The sequence below is a fragment of the Mycobacterium szulgai genome, assembly GCF_002116635.1.
GTDB lineage: Bacteria > Actinomycetota > Actinomycetes > Mycobacteriales > Mycobacteriaceae > Mycobacterium > Mycobacterium szulgai.
This window is the reverse complement of record NZ_LQPW01000112.1, coordinates 1-13815: the sequence shown is the minus strand read 5'-3', so window position 1 is coordinate 13815 and position 13815 is coordinate 1. Positions and strand designations below refer to the sequence as shown.

The 13815-nt window shown below is 65.5% G+C and carries 11 protein-coding genes and 1 pseudogene; 6 read left to right on the top strand and 6 right to left on the bottom strand.

Annotated features, from left to right (window positions below; genetic code table 11):
• Positions 1 to 603: PE family protein (locus AWC27_RS16000; RefSeq protein ID WP_139837041.1), on the bottom strand; the 603-nt coding region annotated here is incomplete at its 3' end.
• Between the two features lie 146 nt (positions 604 to 749).
• A complete protein-coding gene (locus tag AWC27_RS15995) occupies positions 750 to 1643 on the bottom strand; it encodes a TPM domain-containing protein (protein WP_085671381.1) in 894 nt (297 codons plus the stop codon).
• A 603-nt stretch (positions 1644 to 2246) separates the two neighbouring features.
• Between AWC27_RS15995 and AWC27_RS15990 the strand changes: the two genes are divergently transcribed.
• From AWC27_RS15990 to AWC27_RS15980, 3 genes are read left to right on the top strand one after another with little or no spacing between them, the layout of a single operon-like run.
• Positions 2247 to 3497 carry a YcaO-like family protein gene (locus AWC27_RS15990; protein ID WP_085671380.1) on the top strand — a complete coding sequence of 417 codons (1251 nt, stop codon included), beginning with the start codon at positions 2247 to 2249 and terminating at the stop codon, positions 3495 to 3497.
• Entirely contained in the window at positions 3494 to 4972 is a 1479-nt protein-coding gene (locus AWC27_RS15985) for a TfuA-like protein (RefSeq protein WP_085671379.1), read from the top strand. The genes AWC27_RS15990 and AWC27_RS15985 overlap by 4 nt, the downstream gene beginning before the upstream one ends.
• 7 nt (positions 4973 to 4979) lie before the next feature.
• Positions 4980 to 6041 carry a SagB family peptide dehydrogenase gene (locus tag AWC27_RS15980; RefSeq protein ID WP_085671378.1) on the top strand — a complete coding sequence of 354 codons (1062 nt, stop codon included), beginning with the start codon at positions 4980 to 4982 and terminating at the stop codon, positions 6039 to 6041.
• 54 nt (positions 6042 to 6095) lie between these two features.
• Here AWC27_RS15980 and AWC27_RS32800 read toward each other — a convergent pair whose 3' ends face one another.
• Positions 6096 to 6428, bottom strand: coding sequence for a hypothetical protein (locus AWC27_RS32800; RefSeq protein WP_169726806.1), 333 nt, complete (start codon positions 6426 to 6428; stop codon positions 6096 to 6098).
• 121 nt (positions 6429 to 6549) lie between these two features.
• On the opposite strand from AWC27_RS32800, the gene AWC27_RS15970 reads away from it, so the two are divergent.
• Complete coding sequence (locus tag AWC27_RS15970; protein WP_245847180.1) at positions 6550 to 7512, top strand: DUF732 domain-containing protein; 963 nt, start codon at positions 6550 to 6552, stop codon at positions 7510 to 7512.
• A gap of 43 nt (positions 7513 to 7555) precedes the next feature.
• On the opposite strand, the gene AWC27_RS15965 is transcribed toward AWC27_RS15970, so the two are convergent.
• Positions 7556 to 9091 carry a phospholipase C gene (locus tag AWC27_RS15965; RefSeq protein ID WP_085671377.1) on the bottom strand — a complete coding sequence of 512 codons (1536 nt, stop codon included), beginning with the start codon at positions 9089 to 9091 and terminating at the stop codon, positions 7556 to 7558.
• Positions 9092 to 9190: 99 nt separating this feature from the next.
• Here AWC27_RS15965 and AWC27_RS15960 point away from each other — a divergent pair, with 99 nt between their 5' ends.
• Both AWC27_RS15960 and AWC27_RS15955 read left to right on the top strand, forming a co-directional pair.
• Complete coding sequence (locus tag AWC27_RS15960; RefSeq protein WP_139837039.1) at positions 9191 to 10072, top strand: polymorphic toxin-type HINT domain-containing protein; 882 nt, start codon at positions 9191 to 9193, stop codon at positions 10070 to 10072.
• 339 nt (positions 10073 to 10411) lie between these two features.
• Positions 10412 to 12151 carry an ABC transporter ATP-binding protein/permease gene (locus AWC27_RS15955; RefSeq protein WP_085671382.1) on the top strand — a complete coding sequence of 580 codons (1740 nt, stop codon included), beginning with the start codon at positions 10412 to 10414 and terminating at the stop codon, positions 12149 to 12151.
• A 51-nt stretch (positions 12152 to 12202) separates the two neighbouring features.
• Here the strand turns inward: AWC27_RS15955 and AWC27_RS15950 are convergent, their stop codons facing one another.
• Together AWC27_RS15950 and AWC27_RS33220 are read right to left on the bottom strand one after the other, a co-directional pair.
• Positions 12203 to 13291: a hypothetical protein gene (locus AWC27_RS15950; RefSeq protein ID WP_425437484.1), complete on the bottom strand. Its 1089-nt coding sequence runs from the start codon at positions 13289 to 13291 to the stop codon at positions 12203 to 12205.
• A 3-nt stretch (positions 13292 to 13294) separates the two neighbouring features.
• Positions 13295 to 13381 (bottom strand): annotated as a pseudogene (locus AWC27_RS33220) (hypothetical protein); the annotation flags it as partial.
• Positions 13382 to 13815: the final 434 nt, after the last annotated feature.

Here is a 13815-nt window from a genome sequence, read left to right as displayed (position 1 = left end):
GCCGTCGCCCCATAAGCCGCCGTTGCCGCCGTTCCCCCACAACCAGCCGCCGCTGCCACCAGCGCCGCCGCGTGCACCTGCGCCGCCAGCGCCTCCCGCACCGCCGTTGCCGATCAGTCCCGCTGCTCCACCCGCGCCACCGGCGACGCCGGAATTGATTCCCGCAGCGCCATTCCCGCCGTTGCCGTATAGCAACCCGCCCGGCGCACCCGCCTGCCCAGGCGATGTCCCGTCGGCGCCATCGCCGATCAGCGGGCGGCCCACCATCAATTCAGCGGCGGCGTTGCCCACGCTCACAACACCGCCCTGAAGCAGGTGGATGTTGGCCGCCTCGGCAGCCACATACGATCCTGCGCCTGCGTCCAACGCTTGCACGAACTGGTTGTGGAACGTCGCCAGTTTGCTGCTGAGGGTCTGATATGCGCTGCCGTGGGCTGCGAACAGAGCCGCGATAGCCGCCGAAACCTCATCGGCGCCAGCGGCCAGCATGCCGACGGTCGAGCTTGCCGCGGCGGCGTTGGCGTGGTTGATCGCTGTTCCGATACCGCCCAGATCCTGCGCGGCGGCGCTGACCATCGCGGGGGTCATCGCGACAAACGACATCTCACCTCCCGGTGGTCAGGCGAACCCGACACTGCGCGTGATCGCGTTCGCCACCCACGCTAAGCAGGCTTAATGCTGGACACTAGTAGAAGGTTACGAACATCCTTTTGCGTCTGACGCAAGTTTTGCGTCGGCGGACAGCTGCCTCAACGCCGTTTGGCGCGGTGCGCTGCGAGCACGTCGGCGTTTGCCAGCGCTTGCGCCTGAGCGGCCAGCGTCGACGCCGCGTTGGCATGGGCAATCGCTTGGGGGGCGTTGCTTGCCTGGTTGCTGTGCGCAGCTGCCAAATGCCGCTTTGCTTGTTCAACCCGGGTCTGCGCCTCGGCGCCGACGGCCTTGCGATGCTTGGCGACGTAGTCGGTGATTTGCCGCAGCCTGGCCTCCGCGGTGGACAGCGCCTGATCGCACCCGTCGATCTTGGTGCGCCCCTCGCTAGGGTCGGCCGCCCGCGTGGTGCGACGGCGGCGACGCGCTCGATAGAGCACGAAAGCCAGCACTAGTACGAGTAGGACCACGACGACGGCGATCGCGATCAGCGGCCAGATCTGGTTTGACGGCGAACCTTCTGACTTGTTCAGCCCGTCGGCCGCCGCGACCGCCGCACCGCTCCAGTCTTTAGCGTTCACCGCGGGCTCAATTTTGTTGCTGCGCAGTCTGTTTAATTCGTCAGTCGTGAGTCCCGACAGGTTCGGCGGCACGGTGAACGTGTACAGGTTGGCGCTCGTAGTTTTCGTGGCAATGGCCAGCAGCGCGTCGCGGCCGCCCATCGCACTGGCGCTGCGGGTGCCGTCGGCCCAGTTGTCGGGTTTGAACCTGGAGAAATTGTCGACGTAGACCACCCATAGTTGAATGTGCCGATCGCGATAAAGCCGGTCGATTGCCGAGCTGACCGCCGCCCGACCCGAATCGGTCAAAGCGCCGGTGTTGTCGGTGATGTGCTCGGTGAGCTTCGATGGTGGCTGTGCGCCGGCCGGATTTGCCAGCAGTAACCCCGCCGTCAGGATCGTCAGGAGCACACCGACCAGGCGAGCAATTCGCATACGGCAATCTAACCCGGTCGCCAATCGCCGACACGGCTTGATTCGGCTGGTCAGTGGCGTGATGTCGATCCAGCTTGGGGTTGGCAGCTGGCCGCGGCCCCCCCTGCCCATGCAGCAGGTGGTCGGCGCCCGTACGTGCGCCAGCGAAACACGTTTGACTGCAATTGATTACACGATTCCAGTCGGCCTCGCATTGCATCATGGCCCATTCGTGACACGCGCCGATGTCCCCCGATTGGGGGACAGCTTGTTCACACGGCGGGAGGACCCAAATTTCGTCTTATTTGTCGGACGTCGAGTAACCCGAACCCAGCTAAATTGATCAAGTGATCACAAATCGGCGCCACCGAATTCTGCCAACGATAGCGCAGAAGCAATACAATGGAGGAGGTGACGCATGTCGCACGAACTGCTGTTCTACGAGGCTGAGACCCCGACGCACACGTTCTCGTGTGGAGGGTGCCTTTCTTTCGCGGCTGATCACCTCGAGTGAGCCCATACGGGGTTAGCCCAACCCGGTGGGGATCTCCGCATCTGGGTGTGTGAGATCCCCACCCCCACCACAACTGCCAACTGGCGAATCACAACAACCAAGGATTTTCCATGCCTATGTCGCTGCGCACAGCGGGCCTGGCCGGTCCGGATTGGTCTTACTGGCCGAGGCGCTTGTTGGGCTCAGTCGACCGGGCCACGATCGGCTCAAGAATCAATTACCGCCACGGGACCCACCGCATCATGACTCCGGACGAGACATGGCTCGCGGTGCAACCTCTGCTGGACTGCGCCGGCATCACCCGGGTGGCCGACCTAACCTGGCTGGACGACCTCGGAATTCCCACCGCGCAGGCGGTTCGGCCAGCCTCGCTATCGCTGTCGGTCAGCCAGGGAAAGGCCAGCACTTACCGGGCCGCTCAAGTTTCAGCCGTGATGGAATCCTTGGAGATGTGGCATGTCGAAAACGTCACACCAGACCTTTGGTCCACTGCCACAGAGGAAATCGCGTCGGATCTGACCTATAACCCCGCCCAGCTTCGCCTCGCACCGGGTGCCCTCTACCACCCCAGCGCGAAGCTCGACTGGATGGTCGCGACAACGTTGCTAACCGGCCGCCGCACCTGGGTGCCGTGGATGGCCGTGCTGGTGAACGTCGCAATCAGCGATTGCTGGGCAGCGCCGATATTCACGATGGACAGCTCTGGACTGGCTTCCGGCAACAGCTATGACGAAGCCACGCTGCACGCCCTTTACGAAATCATGGAACGACACAGCATCTCCACCGCCGTGCCCGGCGAGACCATGTTCGAGGTGGCGGTCGACGACGTCGCCGGCTCGGGTTCGGCCGACCTGGTCGAGATGATTTACCGCGCCGGAAGCGAAGTGCTCATCGCCCGAATCGACACCTGGGACGGCTATTTCAACTTCGCTGTTGAGCTGACCTCGCCGAAGCTGGAGCCGTCGTTCAGCGGCTTCGGACTGCACCACGACCCGAATGTCGCGTTGTCGCGAGCGATAACCGAGGCCGCACAAGCCCGGCTCACGGCGATCAGCGGGGCTCGAGAGGACATACCGCCGGAGATCTATCACAGCTTCGCCCGACATGCTTCCAGGCGCGCCTCCATGCGGCAGCTACCGGCCGCAACGCCGACGCCGTGGCAGATTCCGGCCGACGATTCACTGCCGGACCTGGTTGCTTCGGCGGCGACGGCGGTGGCCGCCGAAGCAGGTGTCGAACCGTTAGCCGTGGTGTGCGACTTTGACGGCGGCTGTGTTCCGGTCGTGAAGGTGTTTGCCCCCGCCCTGTCGATATCGACGGCCGCGCCCTCGATGCGGACCCCGTTGACAGGTGCGGCATGACACCCGGCGCCAGGATCGTTGTCACAGCCGGTCCCACTATCAGCGCCGCCGGAATTCGGACTGTCGTGTCCAATGCCCAAGTGGTGGAACCGATTTCGTTTGGTCAGGCCTTTCGTTACGATCTGGGCCGCGGCGATACGCTACTCATCATCGATGGACTGTTTTTCCAGCAGGCCTCGGTTCGGCACAAAGAACTGCTCACCCTGATCGCCGACGGCGTGCGCGTGATCGGGTGCTCCAGCATGGGCGCACTGCGTGCAGCCGAATTGCATACGTTCGGCATGGAGGGCTACGGCTGGGTGTTCGAAAGTTACCGGGATGGGCTGCTGGAAGCCGATGACGAGGTCGCCATGGTGCACGGCGAGGCTGACGACGGTTACCCCGTCTTCGTCGACGCGCTGGTCAACATTCGTCACACCGCGTTGGAAGCCGTCGAGACTGGCGTCCTCGACGCGCCGATGGCAAACCAGATCATCGAAGCGGCCCGCAACACCCCGTTCACGTTGCGCACGTGGAATCGGCTGTTGACCGACGTGGGTGCGCCGGATGTCACCAAACTCGCCCGCCGGCTGCGCAACCTGCGGGTCGATATCAAACACGCCGATGCGTTGCTCGCGCTAGGTCGGATTGCGGGTGAACCGCGGCTCGGCGCGGTTCGCCCCTGCCCACCCCCGACCATGTGGTCACATCGTTGGCGGCAACGGTGGGCGCCGCCCACGCCGGTGGCGATTGCAGCCGACGACAGCGGCCAATCGGTTGTCGACGTCTGCGACCTTGACGTGTTGTCGTTGCTCAGCGTGTCCGCCGTCGACCGATGGGCCTACCTGCCCGCGCTGGAACAGGTCGCCGCCTGGTACTGGACCCACCAGCACCCCGACCAGGACGGCAGCGTTCTCGAGCGCGCGTCTCGAGCCGTCAGCAAAGTCGGATCCAGGTCATACCAGCGCGCTCTCGAGATCGTGGCCCATCGCTACGCGATGGCCACCGGAATCGTCGACGATTTTGGCTTTCCCGAATGGGTGAAGTCGAAATGGCTTACCGCCGAGGAGAATCGGGACTTCGGCCACGACCCGATTGCGGTGTCGGCCCGGTTGACCACCCGCACTTTGTTTTTCGCTCACACGCTTCCGGCCATCCAGCACTTCCTGGACTTGCTGCGCCAGGACCCCAGACTGCCCGACTGGCGTGCTATGGCGGCGCATGCCCTATGGATGCGTGACGAGCTGGCTCGGCGAAAGCCGCATTTGAGCCTGCACCGGCCGAATCCCACGCAACTGAAACGCCTATTCGCCACTCGCTGGGGCACCGAGGTAGACCGCATCGAGTTGGCCCGACGCGGCCTGCTGACGACTGACTTCTTCGATGGCGCCGCAACGTTATTCGCCGTTGCAGCCGCCGACGACCAACTGCCGTTCATCGAGGTCGGCCTCCTCGGTCCGACGCGAACCGACGTAATCCTGTTGGACGGCAAGTGATATACGCATGACAACCGAAGCCACTCGGTACGAACGTAGCCCCCATCTCCTGCTGGAATGGGAATCGGGCAAGGAATATGCCACGGTCTTCAACCCTCTTGCGCGGCGGAGATTTCACGTCAAACCGGCTCTGGTCAACCTGCTCGGTCAGCTGAACCACCCCCTCACCGTCACCGACATCAGTCAGCGGTGGAAAGAATCTCCTGGCGACGATCAGCTTGCGGGATTGCTGTCGCAACTGACCGACGTGGGGATGGTGCGGGTATCGACTCCCATTGCAGACGCGGAGACTGCACACCCTTGGACACTCTGCGAACTAGCCGTCCACTGGCAATCCGGAAGGGGCCCGCACGCCGACTCCCGCCGCGGCGACCCGCCGCCGGCGCGGCTGAATCACCCCGAGGCGACCGCCGTTATCGCACTACCGGACGACAACAACGCGCCGCCAAGTCGGCCCCTCGCCGAAACATTCACCGCTCGACGCAGCGCCCGCCGCTACGCGTCCCGGCCCTTGCCGCTGCCCCTTCTGGGCGCGTTGCTGCACCGCTCCGCCCGGGTTCAAAGGCGACTCTCCGCACAGGATGACCTCGGAACGCTAGGAGAGGTGACCCAGCGACCGTCGCCGTCGGGCGGTGCCCGCCACAGCCTGGAAATCTATCTCATCGTCCGGAACATAGCGGGACTCGCGGCCGGAGCGTACCACTACGACCCCTTCGACCATGCACTCCACCAGCTTTCGCCCTGGACCGCAGATTTGGCAAAAACGTTGCACCACACCATGGTTCAGCCCGCACAGATGAAGGCACCACCACCGGCGAGTCTCTACCTGGCCTCCTATGCCGCGCGGACCACGTGGAAATACAAGGGCATGGCCCTGAGTCTGATCTACCGCGACACCGGCTGCCTGCTGCAGACCCTTACTCTCGCCGCCACCGACCTCGGCCTGGCCTCCTGCATTGCCGCCCAAGTGGAAACGCCCATTGACGCACCCTTCCTCCAGGGGCGCGACCAGGAATTCATCCACACCGGAAACCTCGCTCTGGGCCTCCCCTACCCGTCACCGATGTAGTAGGCAGTGGTCAGGCTGGGTGCGGAGGCATTGAAACTCAACCGGTTTCAAGCTTCAGCCGTGCGGTCCTGGCGTTCCGATGGTGCCCTGGGCTCCGTTGTGGCCCACCGCCCCGTCGTGTCCTCCTGGCAGGGCCATGCCGCCGGCACCGCCCGGTCCGTATGCGCCGCCATTGCCGCCGGCACCGCCCGGTCCGTATGCGCCGCCATTGCCACCGGCACCGCCAGCACCCGCCGGTGCGACGGCGCCATCCTTGCCGGAGTGCCCGATCAAGCTGCCGTGGCCACCCGCTACCGCAGTGCCGCTGGCACCGCCGGCGCCACCGTTACCGCGGGTCTCTGGCGGCGGTCCTATTCGACGCGTGAACTCGCAAAACGGGGAATTCAACTGACCATTGACAGTGGCGCCGCCGAATGTTACAGCAATGTTACAGCGATACGGAAACCGAGGAATTTAACAGACGGTCACGCCTGCATTTGTGACCACCTAAACCAAACAGCCCTACAGAATGGAAACCACCGCCATGATCACCGGCACCGCCAGGCGCGCGGGCGCCATGGCTACCGCCAGCGTGATACTCATCGGCGCCGCGATCCTGCGCGGCAGCACGGCAGCGGCCGACCCGAGCCAGGACGACCAGTTTTTGGCACTGCTTGATCAACATGGCATCCCCGCCCTCCAAAACCCGGCAAGCCTGGTTGTCACAGCGCAAAACGTTTGTCGCGAACTCGACGGCGGCAAGCCGTTCGATGCGGTAGTCGAGTCGATGGCAAGCTTTGCCTACGACAGCGATCCGGGCAGATATCCGCGCGACCGCCTCACGCGGACATTCACCCGCTTCGTCACTGCGGCCGTGCAGGCCTACTGTCCCTACCACCAGAACAAGTCGGCGGCTTTCGACACTCGTTGGGCGCCGGGAACAATTCAACCCGCGCACCGGACGTTCACCGCTGCGGTGCGGCTGCCGCAGTCGACTGTCGGTGGCGTCTACGTTGCCGCCCAGCCTTGGGCCAGCGCGCCAGATCCCAACGGGCAGAGCACTTTTCGATCTCCGTCGACCGTGACCATTCCCGCTGGGGAGACCATGGCGCCGCAGCCACCGCAGATTCCGGCGCAATCGCCTCCGCCGGGGCACATCGTCACACCACCACGGGCGCCCGCCGCGCCGCAGCCGCCCCGGCAGCCGCCGGCGCAACCTCAGCAGCAACCGCCCCCGCCGCTAGAGCCGCCGCCCCCCCCCCAGGAGCCGCCCCCACCGCAACAGATCGAGCCACTCCCACCACCACAGGTCGAGCCTCCCTCTGCTGCTCCGCTGCCGGGTGGTGGTGTCGGGGGTGACGGCACCGGTGGCGGCGGTGCGGGCACCGGTGGTGGCGGCAGCGGTGGTGCCGGCGGCACTGGCGGGCACGGCCCGTCCGGGCCGGCGCCGGCACGCCCCATGCCGCCGGGCATCGTCCAGGTTGCACCCTGAGTTGGTTCTTGAGAAGCGCTTCGGCCGAGACGGTTGATTTGCGCTAGCAAAGACCGCTGGGAATGCCGCGGACCGGCGTGGTCTCCTGGGTGGGCATTACCTGAGGGAAAGGCACTCGATAGGGAGGAGTCAGCTTCACAAAAGTTGCGGCGGTGTCTGGAACGCATTGCACCTGTTGCGGCACCGCGTTCAACAACGGGTGGTCCATGTAAGGTGCCGATGGGTTGGGTGGGACGGCGAAATTAAAGGCCGACGTCATATCACCGGTAATACCTCTGCGCCAGGTGCTCAGGTTGGGAACCGGCACCCCGAACCGCTTTTCGAGTAGGCGCAACTGCGAAGTGTGGTCGAAGGTTTCGTGCGCCACCAGCGGGCCACGGCTGTAGGGCGAGATGACGTAGCAGGGGACGCGGTAGCCCAAGCCGATCGGCCCGCGGATGCCCCCCGAACCCGTCACCGCGTTGATGTCGGGCACCGTGACGTACTCGCCGGGAGTCCCAGGCGGCGCGGTAGGCGGAGTGACGTGGTCAAAAAAGCCCCCGTTTTCGTCAAAGCTGATGATCAACGCGGTTTTTTCCCATACCGCGGGATTGGACAGCAAAATGCGCAGGATATTCACGATCGTGGTGCCGCCGACGGCCGGTGCTACTGGCACTCCGGGATGCTCGGACACTTGAAACCCGGGTACCACCCACGAAACCTGGGGCAGTCGGTTGGCTGCGACGTCGGCGACGAAGTCCAGGGGGTAGGTCGGGGCGATACCGTAGCGGGCGATATTCGAGCGCGGATCCTGGGCCTGTTTGAAGTCAACGAGCATCCCGTTGTAGCCGATGACCGTATTGTTGAGCGCCCCCAGCAACTTGTTTTGGTACAGCTTCCAACTGATGCCGGCATCGCTGAGGTTGTCCGGCATCGTGCGCCAACTAAAGTGGCCCTGCGGTTGGATGTTGGGGTCGATAAGCAGCGGGCCACCCTGGACGCCGTCGGGATCGATCCAGGCGCTTATCCAGTACAGCCGGTTGGGCGAAGTACCGCCAAGCAGCGAACAATGATAGCTATCGCAAATAGTGAAGGTATCGGCCAGCAGATAATGGATGGGTTGGTCTTGGCGGGTGTAGTAACCCATCGACACCGGCACGTTGCCCGGCAACGTTTGTTGTGGGACCTGCGCGGGCAGCCAGTTGTCGTTGGCGCCGTTGTTCCAGGACTGGTGGATGGTAATCCATTGGTGGCCAGGGTCATTCACGCACGCACCGTTGAGCAGAGGGCCCCTGGTGGTGTCGAAACGGTACGGGATGGTGACGCCACTGGGGTCAATCGACTGCGTCTGGGGATTCCAGCCCTTTTGCTGGAATGCCGGTGAGGGCGTGTTGAAGCCATTGACGCCCGAGAGAGTGCCGAAGTAGTGATCGAAGGACCGGTTCTCCTGGAGCAGGAATACGAAGTGCTCGATGTCGGACAAATGACCGGAGCAGGGGCCGGCTCCGTAAGCCTTTTCGATCACCGGGCCAGCCAGGGACATCAATGCGCCGACACTGCTGGCGGCGGCGAGTCTGCCCATGAACTCCCGCCGCGACATGCCGTCGACTGGATGTTTGCTCTTAATACCGGTCCCTCCCGCCGCACCCTGCGGTTCAGGGTAGGTTTCCGGTGGTGGTGAGCCGCAAAGGCGCGCGGTGTGTCGCGCTCGGATTTTGGTGGTGTTCGCCGGAAGCAGGCCGTCGGTCCGGCATTGCCGCTGGCCCGGGCCTGGACGTGTGAGAGAGGGCTAACGAGCAACAGCCACCTATACCCGGTGCTGATTGGCAAACCCTTTGTGCGTCAATTGCATGTTTTCTGCGGATTAGATCGGACGCATACTCAAATACGTCCGCAAAACTCTTCCGTGGGAGATTTCGAGATGAAACCAACCAAGCAGGACTACATCGATGAAGGGAAGAACTGGGGAGCAAAAGTTGGTGGTGGCGGCGGCTTGGTCATCGGCGCCCTGGGAGGTGGGCTGTGGGGTGCCGCTATTGGTGCGGCCGGCGGAGCAATTTTCGGTGCCATCGCCGGAGGTGCCTACGGCGCGTGGAAAGCGGACCACGGCGGTGTGTGCTTTGTCCGCGGAACCCTCGTCTCGACCGCGGAAGGTTTCGTCCCGATCGAGCTCGTGCAGCCCGACACGAAGGTGTACTCGCGCGACATGACGACTGGACAGGCCGTGCTTGCGGTCGTCGAGGAAAAATTCTCCGGTAAAAGTACCGAACTTGTGACGATCGAAGTGGGCGACGACACCATCACATGCACTCCGCGGCATCGCTTTTTCACCGATCGCTGGATAACCGCTGGCGAACTGAGCCGCGGCGATTATCTGCTGACCGGCGACGGAAACCGGCTCGAGGTTCGGCGAGTGTCGAGCCGCGCTGCCAAGCGGTCGGTATTCAATATGAGGGTGGCTGAAACGGCCACCTACCTCGTCGGGCGCTCCCAGCTCGTGGTGCACAACCTCAAGATGCAGGATCCCGAAGACGACGACGACGACGAGAACCCCCACCACCCGCACCACCACGACGACTAACGCTGTCTTATCTCGCTGACCCAGCTAGGGAATCGGGGGCCACCGTCACCGGCGGTTCGTTAACTGATTGAGCAGGCATCGGGTCTTATGAATCGGCGCCGGCCGCTACACATTTGGCCCCGTTCACGGGTCTGACCGGTCTCCGGTCAACCACGCCGCAGATGGTGAACAGCCGTTTTACGGGCAACAGCGCGCATTGAGCCTCCTCGGCGGCGGAGCTTTCAACCGGCTGCCCCTCGACTCGTGGGTTTGAGGCAAGCGCCTCATGCAACGGTGCCGCCACAGGCCCATGATCAAGCTCCTGGCAACGCAATTCAGCAATCGCAGGAGGTTACCGACATGACCGAATTGGCGGCTCAACCAACGGCAGTCGAGCGTTTCGATGCGCTCTCGCCGAGTCAGACACCAGCAAAGCCGGCCGGCGGACGGGTCGATGCTGTCAACGTGACCCGGCAGGTCGGCGCACGGCAAATCCTGCAGGAACTGTCACTGTCGATAGAACCTGGCGAGTTGGTTGCCATTGCCGGCGGCAGTGGAGCCGGAAAGACCACACTGCTCGAGATCCTCGCGGGACTGCAGCCACCGTCTGCCGGCGAGGTTTCGCACAACGGCGTCGTATGCGGTACTCGAGCCAGTGCCGATTCTCCTATCGGCTACGTGCCGCAGGACGACATCATCCACCTCGAAATGCCTTTGCGCCGCACGCTGCGCTACGCAGCGAGACTCCGGCTGCCCGCAGGCACATCGGCGGCCGAGGCCGACCGCGTGGTCGAGGAGACCATGCATGACCTAGACCTGGCCGATCGGGCCGAGGTGCGGGTCGGTGCGCTGTCCGGCGGCCAGCGCAAGCGCGCCAGCATCGCCGTAGAACTACTCAACCGGCCAAGCCTCTTCTTCCTCGACGAACCGACCTCCGGGCTCGATCCGTCGACCGCGGCCGACGTGATGCAGCTACTGCGCAGGCTGACCCAACGCGGCGTAACGGTCATCCTTACTACGCACGAGCCGGAGGCCATCGATCGGTGCGATCGAGTGGTGTTCCTGGCTCGCGACGGCCATCTCGCATTCACCGGCAGCCCGACCGAGGCTCGGCGCTACTTCGGCGTGGAAAATCTCACCGCCGTGTACGACCGTCTGGCTGGACAGCACACCCCTGCGATATGGGCGAAGAGATTTGCGAACAGTGTGGCAAGTCAACGGCTGGGCTCGGCTCGGCTCGACCCGGCCCCCTCCGCGACTCGTCCAAACGTCAAGCGCACTGGCATAGTGCGGCAATGGTGGCTGCTCACGAGCCGCAATGTTGAGGTTCTGTTCCGCAACCGGCTGACGTTGGCCGTCCTGCTCGGTTCACCGGTCCTGGTCACGGCGATGATGGCGACATTGTTCAAACGCGGCGCGTTCGATCCAGGTGGTACGGCCGACGTCGGGCCGGCCCAAATTGTTTTCTGGATCGCATTCGACGGCTTCTTCTTCGGCCTGACCTACGGTCTGCTCCAGATCGTCGGAGAGATCGCCGTCTTCCGGCGCGAGCGCCTGGCCGGGCTCAGAGTGGGCGCCTACGTGGCGTCCAAGATCACCGCCCTGCTTCCGGTGCTGGCCGCAGTCAACGCGGGACTCCTCGCCGTACTGCGGGTACTGGGTCGGCTGCCCGCCGTCGGTTGGCAGGTGTACGTCTTGCTGTTTGTGACGATGGTTATCGAAGCGACCTCGGCGCTGGCACTCGGCCTGCTCGCTTCGGCCGCGGTGCACAACGCCGCTCAGGCAGCTCTCGCTCTGCCGATGCTTTGCTTCCCGCAGGTTCTGTTCGGTGGCGCGATCGTCCCCGTTGACAAGATGGCTTTCCCCGGACGCTTGATAAGCCTTGGCCTATCCAACCGCCACGCATTCGAAGCATTGGGACGTGACCTGGATCTTGACCGGTTCACCGCCACGCTGCCGGCAATGTTCGCCTATCGCGAGACTTTCAATGGAGACACCGCAGTGAATCTCATTGCGCTGGCATCGTTTGCCGTTGTCCTCACGCTGGCCACCATGTGGGTACTGGGCCGGCGGTCCCGGTCCAGCGCATACACGCGATGACTACACGGGCCCGCGAGACCGTCTGCACGGTCTCGCGGGCCCAACTCTCGGCTATGCCTTGCCGTTGTTTCCGGTGTTGCCGAGGAGCAGTCCGCCAGTGCCGCCAGTGCCGGCTGTGCCGCCGGCCTTGCCGGCATTGCCGCCGTTTCCGCCGTCGCCGATCAACAGCGCGTTGCCGCCGTTACCGCCTTTGCCGGCAGTGGTGACTCCGAATCCGCCGGCCCCGCCGTCGCCGCCGCTGCCGGTGACTCCTGCTTTGCCGCCGTTGCCGCCTGCGCCGCCAGTGCCAGCGCCGTTGGCGTTAGCGCCGGACCCGCCGGCACCACCGGCGCCGCCCGACCCGGACAGCAGCCCGGCGTTGCCGCCGGCGCCCCCGGCGCCGCCTTGTTGAGTGCCGCTACCGCCCGCACCGCCGTGCCCGCCGGTGCCGCCCGCGCCGCCCGAGCCGAACAACATGCTGGCGTTGCCACCGGCTCCGCCGGCCCCACCGGTCAGGGTGCCGGCTCCGCCGGAGCCGCCGGCCCCGCCGGTGCCGAAGGACAGCGCACCGGCGTTGCCACCGGCGCCCCCGGCTCCGCCGTTGTTGCCGCCGGACCCGCCTGCACCGCCGGTGCCACCGGCGCCGAACAGCCCACCGGTCCCGCCGGCACCGCCGTTGCCGACGTTGCCGCCGGCACCACCGGTGCCGCCATCGCCGAACACCAGCCCGTTGCCGCCGGCCCCGCCAGCCGCTCCGGACCCACCTGTCCCGCCGACGCCGCCATTGGCGAACAGCCCGCCGGTCCCGCCGGCACCGCCGACACCGGTCGCCCCGGGGCCGGCGCCGTGCCCGCCGGTGCCGGCCGCCCCGGCGAAGACGCCGGCGTTGCCACCGTGCCCACCTGCCCCGCCCTTGCCGCCGGTGACGAGGGCCTGCCCGCCGCTGCCGCCGGTGCCGCCGGCACCGTTGAGCAGGGCGGAGCCGCCGGCACCGCCGAGTCCACCGACGCCGTTGATTCCGTTGGCGATCCCGCCGGCGCCGCCGGCGCCGCCGTTGCCGAACAAAACGCCGCCGCCTCCGCCGGCTCCGCCGGCGCCGCCGGCTCCGTTGGTGGCGGTGTTGGTCGCGCCGTGCGCGCCGTTGCCGCCATTGCCGAACAGCCAGCCGCCGTCCCCGCCGGCAGCGCCGGTTCCTGGCGTTCCGTTGGCGCCGTTGCCGATCAGCGGGCGCCCGGTCAGTGCGTGCACGGGCTGGTTGACGATGTTGAGCGCGTCTTGCTGCAGGATGTGCACCGGGTTGGTGCTGACCGGAGCGTTGAAACCGTCGGCGCCCAACAAGGATCCGCTGATTCCGCCGAGGCCGGCCTTACCCGCGGCCGCGCCCGTCCCGCCACTACCGGCGTTGCCGCCGTTGCCGATCAGCACACCGTTGCCGCCGGCCCCGCCGTTGCCGCCGGTTGTCACGCCGGCCCCACCGTTACCGCCGTTACCTCCGTTGCCGAACACCCCGGACGTGCCGCCGGCGCCACCGGTCCCGCCGGTGGTGATCGCAGCGCCGCCGCTGCCACCGGTACCGCCGGAGCCGAGCAGTTGGCCGGCGGTGCCGCCGGCGCCGCCGGTGCCGCCGGTGGTGCGACCCAAGCCGCCGGCCCCGCCAGCCCCGCCGTTGCCGACGAGCAGGCCCG